The sequence below is a fragment of the Pseudaquabacterium inlustre genome (genome assembly GCF_038066595.1).
In the GTDB taxonomy this organism is placed as follows: Bacteria; Pseudomonadota; Gammaproteobacteria; order Burkholderiales; family Burkholderiaceae_C; genus Pseudaquabacterium; species Pseudaquabacterium inlustre.
Genome location: NZ_JBBUTH010000010.1, coordinates 251708 through 268985, shown reverse-complemented (window position 1 = coordinate 268985; position 17278 = coordinate 251708). Strand labels below are relative to the sequence as shown.

The 17278-nt window shown below is 68.5% G+C and carries 18 protein-coding genes; 12 read left to right on the top strand and 6 right to left on the bottom strand.

What is annotated here, in order from left to right:
• Positions 1–3: 3 nt before the first annotated feature.
• From AACH10_RS21575 to AACH10_RS21530, 10 genes are all read left to right on the top strand, one after another.
• Positions 4–999 carry an NAD-dependent epimerase/dehydratase family protein gene (locus tag AACH10_RS21575; RefSeq protein ID WP_341412586.1) on the top strand — a complete coding sequence of 332 codons (996 nt, stop codon included), beginning with the start codon at positions 4–6 and terminating at the stop codon, positions 997–999.
• 22 nt (positions 1000–1021) lie between these two features.
• Positions 1022–1954: a VOC family protein gene (locus AACH10_RS21570; protein WP_341412585.1), complete on the top strand. Its 933-nt coding sequence runs from the start codon at positions 1022–1024 to the stop codon at positions 1952–1954.
• 7 nt (positions 1955–1961) lie between these two features.
• Positions 1962–2312, top strand: coding sequence for a Rieske (2Fe-2S) protein (locus tag AACH10_RS21565; protein WP_341412584.1), 351 nt, complete (start codon positions 1962–1964; stop codon positions 2310–2312).
• A gap of 18 nt (positions 2313–2330) precedes the next feature.
• Positions 2331–3494 carry an alpha/beta hydrolase family protein gene (locus AACH10_RS21560; protein WP_341412583.1) on the top strand — a complete coding sequence of 388 codons (1164 nt, stop codon included), beginning with the start codon at positions 2331–2333 and terminating at the stop codon, positions 3492–3494.
• A 53-nt stretch (positions 3495–3547) separates the two neighbouring features.
• Positions 3548–4681 (top strand): FAD-dependent oxidoreductase, encoded by a 1134-nt coding sequence (locus tag AACH10_RS21555; RefSeq protein WP_341412582.1) that lies wholly within the window; start codon positions 3548–3550, stop codon positions 4679–4681.
• Between the two features lie 127 nt (positions 4682–4808).
• Positions 4809–5330: a DUF4405 domain-containing protein gene (locus AACH10_RS21550; RefSeq protein WP_341412581.1), complete on the top strand. Its 522-nt coding sequence runs from the start codon at positions 4809–4811 to the stop codon at positions 5328–5330.
• Between the two features lie 53 nt (positions 5331–5383).
• Positions 5384–6136, top strand: coding sequence for an SDR family NAD(P)-dependent oxidoreductase (locus tag AACH10_RS21545; protein ID WP_341412580.1), 753 nt, complete (start codon positions 5384–5386; stop codon positions 6134–6136).
• Positions 6137–6479: 343 nt separating this feature from the next.
• Entirely contained in the window at positions 6480–8852 is a 2373-nt protein-coding gene (locus tag AACH10_RS21540) for a TonB-dependent receptor (RefSeq protein ID WP_341412579.1), read from the top strand.
• Between the two features lie 79 nt (positions 8853–8931).
• Positions 8932–9399 carry a GNAT family N-acetyltransferase gene (locus AACH10_RS21535; RefSeq protein WP_341412578.1) on the top strand — a complete coding sequence of 156 codons (468 nt, stop codon included), beginning with the start codon at positions 8932–8934 and terminating at the stop codon, positions 9397–9399.
• 121 nt (positions 9400–9520) lie between these two features.
• A complete protein-coding gene (locus tag AACH10_RS21530; RefSeq protein ID WP_341412577.1) occupies positions 9521–9832 on the top strand; it encodes a cupin domain-containing protein in 312 nt (103 codons plus the stop codon).
• 50 nt (positions 9833–9882) lie between these two features.
• Here AACH10_RS21530 and AACH10_RS21525 read toward each other — a convergent pair whose 3' ends face one another.
• The 6 genes from AACH10_RS21525 to AACH10_RS21500 all read right to left on the bottom strand — a co-directional run bounded on the left by AACH10_RS21525 (position 9883) and on the right by AACH10_RS21500 (position 15640).
• Positions 9883–10224 carry a Rieske (2Fe-2S) protein gene (locus AACH10_RS21525; protein WP_341412576.1) on the bottom strand — a complete coding sequence of 114 codons (342 nt, stop codon included), beginning with the start codon at positions 10222–10224 and terminating at the stop codon, positions 9883–9885.
• A gap of 69 nt (positions 10225–10293) precedes the next feature.
• The gene (locus AACH10_RS21520; RefSeq protein WP_341412575.1) at positions 10294–11139 is read right to left on the bottom strand and encodes a molybdate ABC transporter substrate-binding protein; all 846 of its coding nucleotides are present in this window, start codon (positions 11137–11139) and stop codon (positions 10294–10296) included.
• Positions 11140–11173: 34 nt separating this feature from the next.
• Complete coding sequence (locus AACH10_RS21515; RefSeq protein WP_341412574.1) at positions 11174–12088, bottom strand: hypothetical protein; 915 nt, start codon at positions 12086–12088, stop codon at positions 11174–11176.
• Positions 12089–12201: 113 nt separating this feature from the next.
• Positions 12202–14238, bottom strand: a complete 2037-nt coding sequence (arsA, locus tag AACH10_RS21510) for an arsenical pump-driving ATPase (protein WP_341412573.1) — start codon at positions 14236–14238, stop codon at positions 12202–12204.
• 15 nt (positions 14239–14253) lie between these two features.
• On the bottom strand, positions 14254–14622 hold the full coding sequence (arsD, locus tag AACH10_RS21505) for an arsenite efflux transporter metallochaperone ArsD (RefSeq protein ID WP_341412572.1): 369 nt from the start codon (positions 14620–14622) through the stop codon (positions 14254–14256).
• Between the two features lie 94 nt (positions 14623–14716).
• Positions 14717–15640 (bottom strand): LysR family transcriptional regulator, encoded by a 924-nt coding sequence (locus tag AACH10_RS21500; RefSeq protein ID WP_341412571.1) that lies wholly within the window; start codon positions 15638–15640, stop codon positions 14717–14719.
• Between the two features lie 188 nt (positions 15641–15828).
• Between AACH10_RS21500 and AACH10_RS21495 the strand changes: the two genes are divergently transcribed.
• Positions 15829–16848, top strand: coding sequence for an SMP-30/gluconolactonase/LRE family protein (locus tag AACH10_RS21495; protein ID WP_341412570.1), 1020 nt, complete (start codon positions 15829–15831; stop codon positions 16846–16848).
• Between the two features lie 29 nt (positions 16849–16877).
• On the top strand, positions 16878–17210 hold the full coding sequence (locus AACH10_RS21490) for an antibiotic biosynthesis monooxygenase family protein (protein WP_341412569.1): 333 nt from the start codon (positions 16878–16880) through the stop codon (positions 17208–17210).
• The last annotated feature ends 68 nt before the right edge of the window (positions 17211–17278 follow it).

The window sequence follows — 17278 nt, the reverse complement described above, 5'->3', positions numbered from 1 at the left end:
GCCATGACCCATGTCGTCGTCACCGGATCCGAAGGCTTCGTCGGCCAGGTGCTGGTGCAGCGCCTGCTGGCCCAAGGCCTGGGCGGCCAGCCCATCACCCGCCTGAGCCTGATGGACGTGCGCTTTGCCGCGCCACCCACCGATGCCCGCGTGCGCCAGATCGAAGGCAGCATTGCCGATGCCGCCGTGCGCGCCCAGGCCTATGACGGCCCGGTGGACGCCGTGTTCCACCTGGCCAGCATCCCCGGCGGTGCCGCCGAGAAGAACTACGAGCTGGGCCGCCGCATCAACCTCGATGCCACGCTGGGGCTGCTGGAAGACCTGCGGGGGCAAGCTGAGCAGCGCCACACAGCCCCCGCGGGGGGCGGATCGCCTGTCGGCGATCCGGGGGCTCCTCGCTTCGTGTTCGCCAGCACCATCGCCGTCTATGGCGAGCACCTGCCGCCCGAGGTCAACGAGGCCACGCTGCCCAACCCGGGCCTGAGCTACGGCGCGCACAAGCTGGCCGGCGAGTACCTGGTGGCCGATGCCACGCGCAAGGGCTGGTGCCAAGGCTGCTCACTGCGCCTGCCTGGCGTGGTGGCGCGTCCGGGCGACGGTGCCGGGATGATGAGCGCCTTCATGAGCCAGCTGTTCTGGAAGCTGGCCGCCGGTGAGCCCATCACCGTGCCGGTGACGGCCGAGGGCGTGGCCTGGTGGATCTCGGTGGGCGCCTGTGTCGACAACCTGCTGCATGCCGCCACCGTGGACCCTGCGCGCCTGAACCCGCGCCGCAGCTACCAGATGCCGGTGCTGCGCTTCACGGTGGGCGAACTGGTGGACGCGCTTTCCGTGCGCTATGGCGCTGACCGCCAGGCGCTGGTGAGCTACGCGCCCGACCCGTTCATCCAGCGCCTGTTCGCCAGCTACCCACCGCTGCACACGCCCGAGGCGCTGGCGCTGGGCCTGAAGCACGACGGCGACATTGCCACGCTGATCGACCGCGCCACGTCAACCTGAATCGACATCGCCAAGGAACCCCATGAACATCGTCGGACTCGACACCCTGGTCTTCGGCGTGGACGACATGCCCGGCAGCCGCCAGTACCTGCTGGACTACGGCCTGGACGAAGTGCGCTTCGACCCCGCCGTGGGCGGCAGCTACGCCGCACTCGACGGTACCTGCATCACCATCCGCCACGCGGCCGACCCCAGCCTGCCGCCGCTGCCGCCCGGCGCGCACAGCCCCTGCCTGCGCGAGACGATCTACGGCGTGGCTGATGAAGCCACGCTGGCGGCGATCCAGGCCGAGCTGGCCAAGGACCGCCCGGCCGAGCGCGGCGCCGATGGTGTGCTGCGCGCCATGGACGACGGCGGCTTCGCCATCGGCTTCCAGACCACGATCCGCAAGCCCTACACCGCGCGCTTCCTCGGCTTCAACGTGCCGGGCCAGCCGCCGGGCCGCGCGCCCAACGATTGCGCCGCCAACCCCGACGAGGTGATCAAGCCGCGCACGCTGAGCCACCTGGTGTACTTCGTGCCCGATGTGGCCAAGGCCGAGGCCTTCTATGCGCGCCTGGGCTTCATCACCACCGACCGCTTCAACCACCTGGGCCCGTTCATGCGCCCGGCCGGCACGCAGGATCACCACACGCTGTTCATGATCCAGCGCTTCAACGACCACATGGTGGGCTGCAACCACTTCACGTTCCACCTCGGTTCGGCCAGCGAGGTGCTGCAGCACGGCTGGGAATTCGTGCGCAAGGGCTACAAGAGCTTCTGGGGGCCGGGCCGCCACATCCTGGGCAGCAACTACTTCTGGTACTTCAACAGCCCGTTCGGCGCGGTGATGGAGGTGGATGCCGACATGGACATCCACGACGACAGCTGGGTGCCGCGCGCCTGCGATCCGGGCAAGGACAACTCGCAGATCTTCCTCTTCAACGCCGCTCCGAAATGGGCGCCGGGCGAGTGATCTCGCGATGAGCGAGCAACGTCTCTGCGCACTGACGGACATCCCTGACGGCGGCTCGCGCGGCATGTTGCGGCGTGACCTCGATGACCAGTTGTGCGTGGTGCGCCAGGGCGATGAGGTCTTCGTCTGGCTCAACGATTGCCCGCATGAACACCGGCCCATGGAGTACCGGCAGGACCGCTTTCTGTCGTCGGACGGCGGCCACATCGTCTGCTACGCGCACTCGGCGCATTTCGACATCCGCACGGGCCATTGCTTCGCCGGGCCGTGCACCGGCCAGCACCTGGTGAAGGTGCCGGCCACGGTGCGTGATGGCGAGGTGTTCATCCCCGCCGAGCTTCCGTCCATCTTCGATTGAATCCCGCCAAGGACCCGCATGTTCCAGTACTTCCCCACCAACTACGTGTGGAGCCTGTCCACGATGATTGCGCTGACCCACGGCGGCAACATCGGCGAGGTGGATGCCATGTGCGGCCCCATCCTGGAAGCGGCCCGCGCGGGTGACGATCCCGGCACGCTGGCCTTCTACGAGGCGTGGAAGGGCGGCGGCGACCGGCTGATCGCGCTGGCCGAGGCCGACATGGCGCGCGGCCACAAGCTCTCGGCTGGCGAGAAATACGGCCGCGCCGCGCTGTACTACGGCATTGCCGAGCGCATGCAGGCCCATGGCTTCGAGGCGAGGCTGGCGATGTACCAACGCTCGCTGGAACTGTTTGCCTTGGCGCGCGAGCACGGACGCGAGAACTGCGAGCGTGTGGAACTGCCCTACGGTGACAGCCACCTGGCCGGCCTGCTGGTGCGCGCCGAGGGCCTGCAACCGGGCCAACGCGCCCCCATCGTGCTGGTGATGAACGGCCTGGACAGCACCAAGGAGATGCTGGCCAAGAGCGTGATGGGCAGCATGTTCGCCCGCCGTGGCCTGAGCGCGCTGTTCATCGACCAGCCCGGCACCGGTGAGGCGCTGCGCCTGCAAGGCCTGCATGCCGTGGCCAACACCGAGGTGTGGGCCAGCAAGATCGTGGATTGGCTGCTGCAGCGGCCCGATGTCGATCCGCAGCGCATCGGCGCGCTGGGTGTCTCGCTCGGCGGCTACTACTGCCCGCGTGCCGTGGCCTTCGAGCCGCGCTTTGCCTGCGGCGCGGTCTGGGGCGCCAACCACGACTGGCGCGCGGTGCAGCAGGCACGCCTGAAGCGCGAGGGCGAGAACCCGGTGCCGCACTACTGGAAACATGTGCAGTGGGTGTTCGGCGCCAAGGACATGGACGACTTCTTCACCAAGGCCGAGGCCATGCACCTGAACGGCGTGCTCGACCGCATCCGCGTGCCCTTCCTGGTGACACACGGCGAGAACGACCGCCAGATCCCGCTGAAGTACGCGCACCAGACCTATGAGCAGTTGGTGAACTGCCCGAAGAAGGATCTGTTCATCTTCGACGCGCGCACCGGCGGCGTGGAGCACAGCTCGCTGGACAACCCGAACAACGCCGGCAACCAGATCGCCGACTGGCTGGCCGAGCAGTTGTCGGGCACGACGGTCTAGCACGCCATCGGCTCGACGCGATTGCAGACCAGAGACATTCCGAGGAGACACCCATGGCACTGATCCAGACCGCGCTGATCGTGGGCGGCGGCGTGGGCGGCATGTGCGCCGCCATCCAGCTGCGCAAACAGGGCGTGGCCGTCACGCTGGTGGAGCAGAACCCGAACTGGGCGCCCGATGGTGCCGGCATCACCATCAGCGGCCCCACACTGCGCGCGCTGCGCGAGGTGGGCGTGCTGGATCAGGTGCTGGCGCTGGGCGGCCACTGGAACGCGGTGGACATCTGCGGGCCCCAAGGCGACGTGAAGATGACCGTGCCCATCGCGCCGGCCATTGGCGCCGAGGGCCTGCCCGGCGCCGGCGGCATCCTGCGCCCGGTGCTGGCCGACATCCTGGGCCATGCCACGCAGGATGCCGGCGCCACGGTGCGCCTGGGTCTCACGTTCGAGCGCATGACCCAGGACGCCGATGGCGTGGACGTGCTGTTCACCGACGGCACGCAGGGCCGCTTCGACCTGGTGATCGGCGCCGACGGTGTGAACAGCGCCGTGCGCAAGATCGTGATGCCCGACTTTGCCGGGCCGAAGTTCAGCGGCCAGGGCTCATGGCGCGCGGTGGTGCCGCGGCTGCGCGAGAACAGCACCATCTACATGGGCGCCACCACCAAGGCGGGCATGAACCCGATCAGCGCCACCGAGTGCTATCTGTTCGTGCTGGACAAGCGCGCCGGCATGGACTTCATCCCGCAAGACCAATGGCCCGAGCAGCTGGCCACGCTGCTGGCCGAGTTTGGCGGCCAGGTGGGCGACATCCGCGATGCGCTGCGCCGCGGCGAGATGCGCGACGCCAAGCTGCTGTACCGCCCGCTGGCCGGCCACATGATCGACGGGCCGTGGCACAAGGGCCGCATCGTGCTGCTGGGTGACACGGTGCATGCCACCACGCCGCACCTGGCCTCGGGCGCCGGCATCGCGATCGAGGGTGCGCTGGTGCTGGCCGAGGAACTGGCCCGCCGCCACAGCCTGGAAGGCGCGCTGCTGGCCTATGCCGGCCGCCACTACGACCGCGCGCGCCTGGTGGTCACAGCCTCGGGCCGCATGGGCCAGATCGAGCAGCAGGGCGGCTCGCGCGAGGAACACACCGCCGTGATGCGCGACGCGCAGGAGAAGCTGCGCGCGCCCCTTTGACGGACCTTGAGCCAGGCCAAACCGGGCTGGCGCGTCTTCAATATTTCCTCACATTGTCTGGATAGGCTTCCCAGGGAAGGCCCGGCACATCGCCGCGGCCAAGAAGCACACCCAAGAGGAACCTGAAGTGAAGATCTCCCGCGACTGGGCCACACCGCTGACCATCGGCGCCTTTGCCCTGATGGGCGTCACCGGCATCCTGATGTTCTTTCACCTGGACATCGGCCTGAACAAGCTGGCGCATGAATGGCTGGGCTGGGCCATGGTGGCCGGCGTGGCGTTGCACTGCGTGGTCAACTGGCCGGCGTTCAAGCGCCACCTCACCGCCAACCGGATGGGCCAGGCCGTCATCGGCGTGTCGCTGGTGGTGCTGGCGGCCACGTTCGTCATCCAGCCACCCGCCAAGGAAGGCGGCGGCAGCCCGCCGGTGCGCGCCATGCAGGCCGTGCTGGGTGGCACGCTGGCCCAGGTGGCACCGCTCACCGGTCGCAGCGTGGATGCGTTGCAAGCCGACCTGAAGGCCGCCGGCTTCGCCATCAGCGATGCCAGCCAGCCGCTCAAGACCCTGACCGGCAACGACCGCGAGCGCACCGGCCGCCTGATCGGCGTGCTGTTCCGCGCGGGCAATGCAGCTGCCAAGCAACCCTGAGGGCTGGCGCCCCGCCGGTCCCGTCCATCGCCCATTTCATCGGAGAGACCGGCATGACATCCCCCAACGCAGCCCAGGCCCGCGTGGCCGTGATCACCGGCGCCGCCGGCGGCCTGGGCCAGGCCTTTGCGCTGCGCCTGGCCGCCAGTGGCCACCGCCTGCTGCTGACCGACCGCGCCCCTTGCCATGAAATCGTCGCCCAGGTGCAGCAGGCTGGCGGCCAGGCCGACGCCTTGGCATGTGACCTGGCCGATGCCGCCGACGTGCAGCGCTTCGCTGCCGAGGCCCTGCAGCGCATGGGCCGTGTGGATGTGCTGGTGAACAACGCCGCCTTCATGCCGATGGCACCGCTGCGCGACATCACACCCGCGCTGTGGCGCAGCATCATGGCCGTGAACATCGATGCGCCCTTCCTGCTGGCCCAGGCCTTCAGCGCAGGCATGGCAGAGCGCGGCTGGGGCCGCATCGTCAACCTGGCCAGCAGCACCGTGTGGGGGCCGCCGCCGGGCATGGCGGCCTATGCCAGCAGCAAGATGGGCGTGATCGGCCTGACGCGTGCGCTGGCGGCTGAATTGGGCGCGCACGGCATCACCGTCAACGCCATCTCGCCGGGCCTCACCCGCCACCCCGGCAGCGCCGCCAACCTGCCGCCACAGGCCTTCGAGCATGTGCGCCAGCGCCAGTTCATCCCGCGCACCGAGGTGCCTGAGGACCTGACCGGCGCGCTGGCCTTCCTGGTCAGCGATGACGCGGCTTTCTACACGGGACAGGTGATGAACGTGGACGGTGGCGGCTTCGGCTTCTGAGCCCCGATCCGCGCCCGGCGCGGCGAAGAATGCAGCAAAGGCCCGGTGCGCACGCATCGGGCCTTCGTGTTTGTGGCGGCCCATGTGTCAACGCCGGTGTGGTGCCATCCCCACGCACTGCGGCTCCTGACAAACCCTTTGTGCAGCGGTAAGGCGGTGTCCTCTGCTGGCGCATCTCCCCAGGAGAGCCACCCACGCATCAGGCGGCGCAATGGCCCGCATCCGTCGAAACGATTGGTGCGACGCCGGGCCGGTTCTTAGCATTTCTTTGCACTCAACCGAGCCATCAGAGCCGGCGCGGCCCCGCCGCTGCCAGCCACCCGCACCCACTGGAGACAAGCACGTGAAGTCGCACACCCCCGCCCCCCGGCCCACGCCCGTGGCCCGTGCCGCCGCAGCCCTGATGCTGGCCGGCCTGCTGCCCGCACTGGCGCATGCCCAGGCCAATGCGCCGGCCGCTGATGGCAACACCGGCAACGCCAAGAACCAGGAAGTGGTGATCACGGCGCAAAAGCGCACCGAGCGGCTGAAGGACACGCCGGTCTCGGCCGCCGTGATGTCGGCCGACGCACTGGACAAGGCCAACGCCACCGACATCTCCGACATCAACAACCTCGTGCCCTCGGTGCAGCTGAAGGGCAGCTTCAACGGCCGTGTGCCCTATGCCATGCGCGGCATCTCGACCTCGGCCAATGAAAGCGCCGTGGGCCTGACCTCGGGCGTGGCCATCCTGATCGACGGCGTGCCGGTACCGTCGGACTCCACCGCCGCCAATGAACTGCAGGACATCCGCCGTGTGGAGGTGCTCAAAGGCCCGCAGGCCACGCTGGGTGGACGCACAGCCTCGGCCGGCGTGATCAACTTCGTCACGCAGGCGCCGGCGCGCAGCTTCCAGGGCAACCTGGGCCTCACGCTGACCAGTGACAACGAGCGCCGCGGCAGCCTGTTCGTCACCGGCCCGGTCAACTCGGTGCTGGCCTACAGCCTGAGCCTGTACGGTCAGCACCGCGAGTACCCGATCTACAACCGCCTGCTGCGCGAGCATTCGCAGTCCAGCGGCGAGGGCGCACGCGCCAAGTTGCTGCTGAGCCCCGACAAGACGCTGGACATCACACTCACCGGCCGCGTGGCCGAGGGTGAATCGAAGGGCGGCACCTTCACCTACCAGTACCTCACGCCCGGTGCCGAACTGTTCCCGTACTTTCCGTTCAACGCCGGCCACGGCGTGACGCAGACCACCGCGCTGCCGGGCATCACGCCGCACTACGGCAACACCGACTACGCCTCGCCGGTGCACATGCGCTCGAAGACGCGTGACCGCGACCTGAGCCTGAACATCGAGAAGCGTGTGGGCGACTACACCTTCACGTCCACCACCGCGCACCAGCGCAACCGGCAGGACAACGTACAGGACGTGCCCATCGTGGCCACCTACTTCCTGAACGACCTGCGCGGCCCCATCCCGGCGCCCGACGCCGGCGGCCCGCCGTACTTCTACAACCAGCAGCCGATCCAGGTGCGGCCCACCTCGCTGACGCAGGAGTTCAAGGTCGCCTCGCCGGTCAACCAGCCGGTGAGCTACGTGGCGGGCCTGTTCTACAGCGACGTGAAGGTGGACTTGAGCGACAACCGCCAGATGTTCGTGAACCCCAAGGTCGACGAGGTGCGCTCCAGCACCCAGTCGCTGGGCCTGTATGGCCGTGCCACGTGGACGATCTCACCCACCGACAGCCTGCTGGCCGGCGCGCGCTACAACCGCGACAAGATCAGCTACAGCATCCACGACATCGCCAACAACCTCGGCTCGGCCGGCAGCGACAGTTCCAGCGCCACCGTGGGCGACCTGACCTGGCGCCACAAGTTCGGCAACGACCAGATGGCCTACGCCACCTATGCCCGCGGCTACAAGCCGCGCGCCTACAACACCGCCCAGACCCTGCAGGCCAGCGACGACGGCAAGAGCCTGGCCCCGGTGGAGAAGGAACAGATCGACCACTACGAGCTCGGCGCCAAGACCACGCTGATGGGCGGTGCCTTGACGCTGAACGCGGCCGTGTTCAACACCGAGTACAAGAACTACCAGGTGCAGATCTTCGCCAACGACGGCACCGGCTATGTCAACAACCTGATCCTGTCGAGTGCCGGCAAGGCCCGCACGCGCGGCGTGGAAGTGGATGCCGTGCTCAATGCCGGTGCCGACACCCGCGTGACGGCCAGCGCCGCCTACATCGATGCCAAGTTCCTGCGCTACCAGGGCGCCGCCTGCTACCCCGGCCAGGACACCAGCACCGGCTGCATCACCGCCACCGGCGCGTCGGTGGGCGCCCAGGATCTGTCGGGCAAGACGATGCCCGATTCGCCCAAGCTCAAGATCACGCTGGGCCTGGACCACGGCATCGAGCAGAAGCTGCTGCCCTGGGACCTGCGGGTGAATGCGCAGTACGCCTGGCGCACATCGGCCATGCTGCAGGCCAACCAGAACCCGTACACGCGGCAGCCGTCCTTCGGCATCCTGAACCTGGGCGCCACGGCCAGTTCGCCCGACGGCAAGTACGCGGTGACGCTGTTCGTCAACAACGTCACCAACCGCTTCTACCTGGTCAATGCCGAAGACTTCTTCAGCGGCCTGTGGGGCGCCACGGCCAATGCCGTGATCGGCCAGCCCGCACGCGACGCCAGGCGCTACGGCGGCGTGCGCTTCAACATGAGCTTCTGAGGCCGAGGTGCGCCGCGGTGAAGCACGCCGCGGCCCCCACCGGCAGGTCGATGGCCTCGAATGGTAGACACTGCCGGGCATGCACATTGCCCTTGAACCCGCCGACCAGCCCGACGTGATCGCCCTGATCAACGCGCTGGATGACTACCAGAAGCCGCTGTACCCGGCCGAGAGCCACCACGGCATCGACATCGCGGCACTCAGCCGGCCCGAGGTGATCTTTGCCGTGGCGCGCGATGCCACCGGCGGCGCCGTGGCCTGCGGTGCCATCGTGCTGTGCGCCGAGTACGGCGAGCTCAAGCGCATGTTCACGCTGCCGTCCCAACGCGGCCAGGGTGTGGCCGCCCGGATCCTGGCGCTGCTGCAGCACAGCGCCGTGGCCCGCGGTTGCCGCCACCTGATGCTGGAGACCGGCCCGCTCCAGCCTGAAGCCCTGGCCTTCTACGCCAGGCAGGGATTCGTCCGCCGCGGCCCGTTCGGCGACTACTGGGACGACCCCCACAGCGTGTTCATGGAGAAGACGCTGATCGACGCGGTGTCAGGCTGATGGCGTTCAACCAGGCCGCGCATTCTTGCGGACGCTGGAATACTGATCTGATGGTTTTGACCCTTCAGGTCATCCAGACGCATCTCTAGACTGCAGGATCCAGACACTTTTTCGCCTGCAGATGACCGGATACACGTTCACCGACGCCCACGCCACGCCGTGGCGCCCATCTACCTTCGCCTCCGGCGTCGAGGTCAAGGACTTGGGCAGCAGCGATGGCCGGTCGATGCAGCTGGTGCGGTTCGCGCCGGGCACCGCGTTCCCGTTGCACACGCACACCGGGCCCGAGTTCATCTACCTGATCGAGGGCGAAGCGGTACAGCAGGAACAGCGCCTGGGCCCGGGATGGGCCGCGACGGCCGCCACCGGCACGGTGGACAGCCACTTCCACAGCCCCGGCGGCTGTGTGTTCCTCACCGTGTACTCGGACTGAGCGCGGGGCCGCACGATCCCACCTGCACTCAGCAAGCGGCCGTTGCTGCGTTACTGGCGGGCCGCGCGCAGCGGCTTCACCACACCCACATCCACCTGGATCTCGTCGCCCTCCACGCGCAGCTCATACGGGTGCAGGGCGGAAGGGTGGGCGTGTGTCACGCACTTGCCGGTGCCGGCATCGAAACCCCACTGGTGAATGCCGCACACCACACGCTGGCCATCGAAGCACTTGTTCTCCAGCGGCATGTCGGCATGCGGGCAGCGGCCACGGTAGGCCTTGAGCTCGCCGCCGCGCAGCCAGACCACCAGCACACTCTTCTTGCCCACCTGGAACAGGCCCATGCCGCCTTCTGCAACGTCGGCTTTGCGACAAACCGCAGTGAATGGCATGGCTCAGGCTCCGTGTGCTGGGTAATGCACAGGCGCGCTGCAATTTGCAGGCCACGCAAGCCCTGCTGTTCAGGGCGCGCTGAACCCATGTGTGCGCAGCATCTGCTGACCCGGTGGGCTCAGAACGAAGGCCAGGAACGCCTTGGCAGCCTCGCTGGCCGGCCGGATGATGGCCATGCCATAGACCGCCGAGACATTGATCGGATCGGGCACCGCCAGCACCTTCAGCGTGGGCACCTGACGTTGCGCCTCGGTGGCGCCAGTGCAGTAGGTGACGAACACGTCGGCCTGACCCTGCTCCAGCAACAGGCCATACAGGTTGCGGCCAACTGGCGCCTGCGCTGAATTGGGCCCGCCCGTCAGTTGCAACGCCTTGGCCTTGAGCGCCGCGGCAGAGCCCGCGCCGCCAGCACCGAAGGCCTCGATGCGCTCGAACATCTCGAACGCATAGTCGCCTGCCGGGTCGGCCTTGGGCGTCGAGGTGCCCACGCGCACATCGGGGTCCAGCAGGCGCAACGCCAGGCTCTTGCCCTGCAACGAGAAGCCGCCATGGGCCAGCACGCACAAGGCATTGCGGGCAAACGCCTGAACCACCTCGGCTTGACCAGACTGACGCAGCGCCTGCGGATGGCTCATGTTGGCCGAGGCGAACACCTGGGTCGGTGCGCCCGCCTCGATGCGATCCTTGAGCAGCCCGGAGGGGCCGAAGTTCAGTGTCACGCTCACCAGCGCATGCTGCTCGAACGCCCGCGCCAGCTCGGTGAGTGCGCCACGCAAGCTGCCCGCGGCATCGATGCGCAAGGGCTCGCGCACGGGCGGCGTCGCCGGCGTCTGCGCGTGCCCAGGCGCACACAGCGCCAGGGCGGACAAGGCACCGGCCATCGTGGCGATGCAGCCTGCAAGGGTGTACTTCATGCCCAGACTGTAACGGCGGGCAGGACAGGTTCGATCAGGGGCTTGCCGGGCAGGCCATGATGAATGGCGTGTAGGCCGCGCCACCCAAAACGCGGCCCTCCTCATCCAGCGCCTGCATCAGCACAAACCGGCCTGCCGAGTAGAACTCCATCGGCCGCTGCGGCCGCGGCGGCGAGACCACCCACGCGCGCACCGATCGCACCTGTGCCGGCTTGAAGCCCAGCGCATTGCGCAGCTCAGGGCTCTTGTCCGCGTTCATCTGCACCAGCACAAGCAAGCCCTCACCGGCATTGGTCATCGTCATGACCTGCCTGACGTCGAAATCGCGCAGCATCGGATAGTCACGGACGTCCACCACCTGGGGATCGCGTTCACCGTCGCTGAGCAGGTGGTATTCGCCATTGGCCTCGCGCACGATCTGCAGATCCACCGTGCCTGTCTTCATGCCGGGCGCATCCATCACGCAGCGGTGCTGAATCCGCTCTGGCAATGGCCAGACGCCAGGGACCCGGCACTCACCCACACGCCACGCCGGGGACATCGCCTTGCCGGATGCCACATCAACCGCCTGAAGCTGCATGCAGCCACGGACCAGTGGCGCGGTACGCCAGACATGGCGCGGCGTACCTTCGCTGGCTGGCTCGTAGGTCAGCGCGTCGTCGCGCACCGACCAACGGCCTTCCTCGCGCTGCTCAACCACCCCTTCGCGGCCGTAGACGCTGCGATTCAGGCTGTAGCGCCCGTCCTCACGGCGCTCGACGACCCAGCGCATCACACCACGATTTTCGGAGATGCTCTCGCCGGACCAGCGACCCACCCATGCCGGATCGGGCCCGGTCACCACAGGCTGGCACCAACCGCTGCCGGCAGTCATTGCGACTGCCATGACACCGGCCATGTGGCAACAGGTGCGCCATACCGAAATGAACCTGTGGTCGCGTCGCGTCATGATCCTGATCCCCGCTCTGCTTGAGCTTTGGGATTCATTCTTGGGCGATACCCACTGCCATCGGTTTGCGGGCGGTCAACTGTCAAGGGCGCACGATGCGATGGCACGCGGGCTCATGCGCCGCTCACTTCGCGAAGCGTGTGTGCCAGGCAATGGGCGATGTCGTCCGCCACCAGCACCTCGCCCGGCCGGGCCTTCAGCACCACCTCCACGCCGGCGGCGCCCGCCTGCACCTCCACAGCGGCCAGCTTCTGGTATTGCGGCGACGGGCAACTGCAGTGGCCGGACGCGCACTTGCCCAGTTCCTCCATCAGTGCCTGCTGTTGCCCGGCCGGCGCTGTCACATGGATGTGCAGCCCGTCGGCCGTCGGGTCGATGCGGTAGCCCATCGCGTCGGCGCCATCGACCAGGCGGCCCAGGGCCTCCACCCCGATGGGTGCCGACAGCTGCCAGGGCAGCAGGGCGCAGCGCGTCGACAGGGTCTGCTGAACCTGCCGGATGTACGGCGCCTCGCAGCGCGCGCGTTGCAGCAGCACCGGGTCCTGCGTGCCACTGGCCAGCAGGCTCTGGTTGATGACCCACGCATAGGGCTCGATCCGTGCGCGGCGCAGATCGGCCTGCAGGCGCTCGGCCTCATGCACCGGTGTGGCCTCGGCGAGTGTGACGATCAGCACCCGCGTGAACGCTGGATCGCGCAGACGCGGCAGCAGGGTGCGCACGGCCTCGGGCAGCTCGCCCTGCTGTGTGCGGTTGACCTCACGGTGGTAGGCCTCGGCCGAGTCCATCAACAGGATGGTGTGGCCGGTGGGCGCCGTGTCCAGCACCACGAAGGCCTGTGCGGCCATGTCCACCGTGCGGGCAAAGGCGCGGAACACCGCGATCTCCTCGGTGCACGGCGAGCGCAGATCTTCCTCCAGCATGGCCCGCGCCGAGGCGTCGAGCCCGGCACCGGCCTTGTCCAGCACCTCGCGCCGGTAGTTCGCGATCTCCAGCGCCGGATCGATGCGCTCGACGCTCAGGTTCGCCACCGCCTCGCCCAGCGCCCAGCTGACATGGGCAGCCGGATCGGTGGTCGACAGCACCACCCGGTGTCCGCGTTGCGCCAGGGCCACCGCCACGGCCGCCGCCACCGTGGTCTTGCCCACGCCGCCCTTGCCCATGGTCATCACCAGCCCGTGACCGAGCGCCTCGATCTCGCGCACCAGGGGCGTCAACCCGCCCGGCAGGGTGTCGGTGTCCGGCGCCACTGCTGCAGCGGGCAAACCGGCATCGGGATGCAGAAACGCGCGCAGTGAAGCCAGACCGACCAGTCCGCGCGGGATGAAGCCGGCGGCGGTGCGCGCCAGCCCCGCCAGGCCCGCAGGCATGGCCGCCAGCGCCTGTGCATGGCGCTGCGCCATGGCCTGGGCCACGGCATCGGCGCTGCCCTGCGCGTCGAACACGCCGTTGAGTGCCAGTACCTGGTGGCGTACACCCAGGTCGGCCAGTTCGTGGCGTGTGCGCTCGGCCTCGCGCAGGGCGGCGGTCTCGGGCCGCGCGACGAGCACCACGCTGGTCATGGCCGGATCCTTCAGCGAACCCACGGCCGCCGCATAGATGGCCTTGTTCTTCTCCAGGCCTGCCAGCGGGCCCAGGCAGGAGTTGCCGGTGGTGTTGCTGGACAGGAACTCGTTCCAGGCCGACGGCAGCGTCAACAGGCGCAGCGTGTGCCCGGTGGGCGCGGTGTCGAACACCACGCGGTCGACGTCCTGCGCGTGGCTGCGGCCGGCCAGCAGTTCGGCAAAGGCGTCGAAGGCCGCGATCTCCACGGTGCAACCGCCGGAGAACTGCTCCTCCATGCTGCGGATGGCCGCAGCCGGCAGGATGCCGCGGTAGGGCGCCACCATGCGCTCGCGGTAGGCGGCCGCCGCCGCCTCGGGATCCACGTTCAGCGCAAACAGGCCGTTCACACCGCGGATCGCCGTGGGTGTGGTGGACAGCGGTGTTTCCAGCACCTCGTCCAGGTTGGAGGCTGGATCGGTGCTGACCAGCAGCACGCGATGCCCCGCCTCAGCCAGGCTCAGCGCGCAGGCACAGGCCAGCGATGTCTTGCCCACGCCCCCCTTGCCGGTGAAGAAGGCGTAGCGCGTGTCGATGCGGGGCAGGGCCATGGCGCGGGCCGCCGATCAGCCGCACTGGCCCGGCGCGCAGCCGCAGGCCCCCACCTTGACCCGCGGCTTCTCGGCCGTGGGCACGGCGGCATGCAGCTTCTGGCGCAGCTGGGCCAGGCTGGGGTACATGCCGGTGGACACCACCCGGCCATCCACCACCACGATGGGCAGGCAGTCCATGCCGGCCTCCATCTCCTGCACCACGCGCGGGTTGGCCGCGAAAGCCGCTGCATCGTGGCCGAGGCTGTGGCGCACCACGTCCACACCACTGGCCTGCAGCGCCTGCAGATCCGCGTTGAACTGCACCAGCACCGGATCCACGCTGACACCGCACACGCCGGTGGGGCAGCACATGGCCGGTTCAAACACCTCGAGTCTGCTCATGACGTCTTCTCCTGCTTTCACCGCCATGGTCGGCACAGATGCAGGGCAGGGTATTGACGCCGGTCAAGCAGCAGGGCGGCGCAGCAGCGCGGTGTCAGCCCATCAAGGCCTCCACCGCCGGCAGCGCCTGCGCGTGGCGGATGATCTTGTCGCGCAGGTACTGGCTGGCGGGATCGAGGTCACGGTAGCGGTGCCACTGCAGCGTCTCCACCAGGCGCGGCGCCTCGAAGCCCAGCGACACCAGGCGCACCGGCCACTGGCGCGCGGCCTGCAGTGCCATGCGGGTGTGCAGCGTGGCCACACGCGTGGTGCCCAGCACCAGCGGTGGCAGCAGGCCGAAGCTGTTGACCACCACCTCGGTGTGCGCCGGCGCACCGTGCTCGCTGATGAACCAGGTCTCGAACTGCGGGCGGCCGTTGACCTCCAGCGTCACATGGCGCTGCCGGCGGTACTCGTCCAGGCTCAGCGTGTCGCCCACGGCCGTGTTGCCGGCGCAGACCACGGCGTGGTAGCTGTCCTCGAACAGCACGGTGCTGGCCTGGTTGGGCGTGGTGAAGCGCTGTGGGTTGATGACGAAATCGACCTCGCCGTTCTCCAGATCCACGGCCGCGGTGTTGCTGGGGTGACGGAACTCCACGCGCAGGCCCGGCGCCTCGTGGTGCAGCTCGCGCAACACATCCAGCAGCAGAACCTGGGCCACGTAGTCGGAGGCCACGACGCTGAATTGCCGACGCGAGGTGGCGGGGTCGAAATCGGGCCGCGTGGACAGTGTCGCGTCCAGCCGCAGCATCAGGTCATTGACCTTGTCCACCAGCGTCTCGGCCAGCGGCGTCAGCTCCATCCTGCGACCCACCGGCACGATGAGCGGGTCGTCAAAGTACTCGCGCAGCCGCGCCAGCATGCCGCTCATGGCCGATTGCGACACATGCAGCTGCTCGCCGGCGCGGGTGACGTTGCGCTCGGTGAGCAGCGCGCGCAGCGCGGTCAGCAGGTTCAGGTCGAGGCGCTGGTAGCGCATGGCGGGGCGAGGGCGGTGAGGGTGACGGCAGATGACGCGTCGGCAGTTTAGGCGGCTGGCCAGGGTTGCGGCCGGGCACCTGGGGTTGCCCCGCATATGGGAGTTCGCGATGCCGCGCATCGCCAGATTCGATTTCCCGTTGCCGGAGGCGCTGCCTAGCATCGCCGCACTCTCAATCCCAATCCGACATGAGCCTCAACGACAACCCGCTGCGGGGCTGGCAGGTGGACCGCGCGCAAATCGTCCATCGCGGCAGCGGCCTGCAGCGGCCCGAATGCATCCTGGCCGAACCCGATGGCACGCTGTGGACGGCCGACGCCCGCGGCGTGATGCGCATCGCGCCCGATGGCACGCAGCAGCTGATCCGCCAGCAGGCCGAAGGCAGTGACCGCACGCTCGACGCGCAATCGCTGATCCTGGGCGGCAGCCTGCCCAATGGCATCGCCTTCAACGCCGATGGCGACATCCTGATCGCCAACTTCGGCACCGACGCCATCGAGCTGATGACCCGCGACGGGCAGTCGCGCACGCTGTTCAACCAGCTGGACGGCCAGCCGCTGGGCAAGACCAACTTCGTGCTCACCGATTCCAAGGGCCGCATCTGGTTCACGGTGACCACACGCGTCGTGCCCTGGAACCGCTCGATCAACGAGAAGACTGCCGACGGCTATGTGGGCCTGATCGATGAGCACGGCATCCGCATCGTGGCCGAGGGCTTCGTGGGCACCAACGAGGCCCGGCTGGATGCCAACGAAGAATGGCTCTACGTGGCCGAGACCAATGCGCGCCGCATCTCGCGCCTGCGCGTGCAGCCCGACGGCTCGCTGACCGACCGCGAGGTCTACGGCCCGGCCGACCTGGGCGGCTTCCCGGATGGGTTTGCCATCGACAGCATCGGCAACCTGTGGATCACGCTGGTGCTCACCGAGCGCCTGATCGCGCTGACGCCCGACGGCGAGGTGCTGACGCTGCTGGACGACGGCAAGCCCGAGGCCCTGGCCGAATACGAGCGCCACTACCAGGCCGGCACCACCACGCCCGAGCTGATGGCCGCCTGCCGCGGCACGCTGGCGCCGATGATGGCCAGCATCGCCTTCGGCGGGCCCGATCTGCGCACCGTGTACCTGGGCAGCCTGGCCGGCAGCACGCTGCCCAGCTTTCGCTCACCGGTGGCCGGCCTGCCGCTGGCGCACTGGCCGCGCGGCTGATTCCGGGCGCACCGCACCATGACGGCACCATGATCCTGGAAGTGGCCACCTTCGCCGTGCAGCCGGGCCACGAGGCGGCCTTCGAGCAGGCGTTCGACAAGGCCCAGCGCCTGCTGCCCGGCCTGGCCGGCTACCTGTCGCACGAGCTGCGCCGATCGGTCGAGCGCGAGCAGCTGTATGCGCTGCTGATCGAGTGGCGCGCGGTGGACGACCGCACGCTGGGCTTCGCCCGATCGCTGGCGCACCAACGCTGGCGCGAACTGCTGCAGGACCACCTGGCCGAGCGACCGCAGGTGGAGTTCTACCGCCCGCTCGTGTCGGCAGCGTCGCTCCCAGGGAAAGTCCGCAACGCGAGCGACTGAGCACCGGCCAGACCGCAGACGACACTGGACGCACAACACCCACAACGACACCCATGTCGAGGAGACAA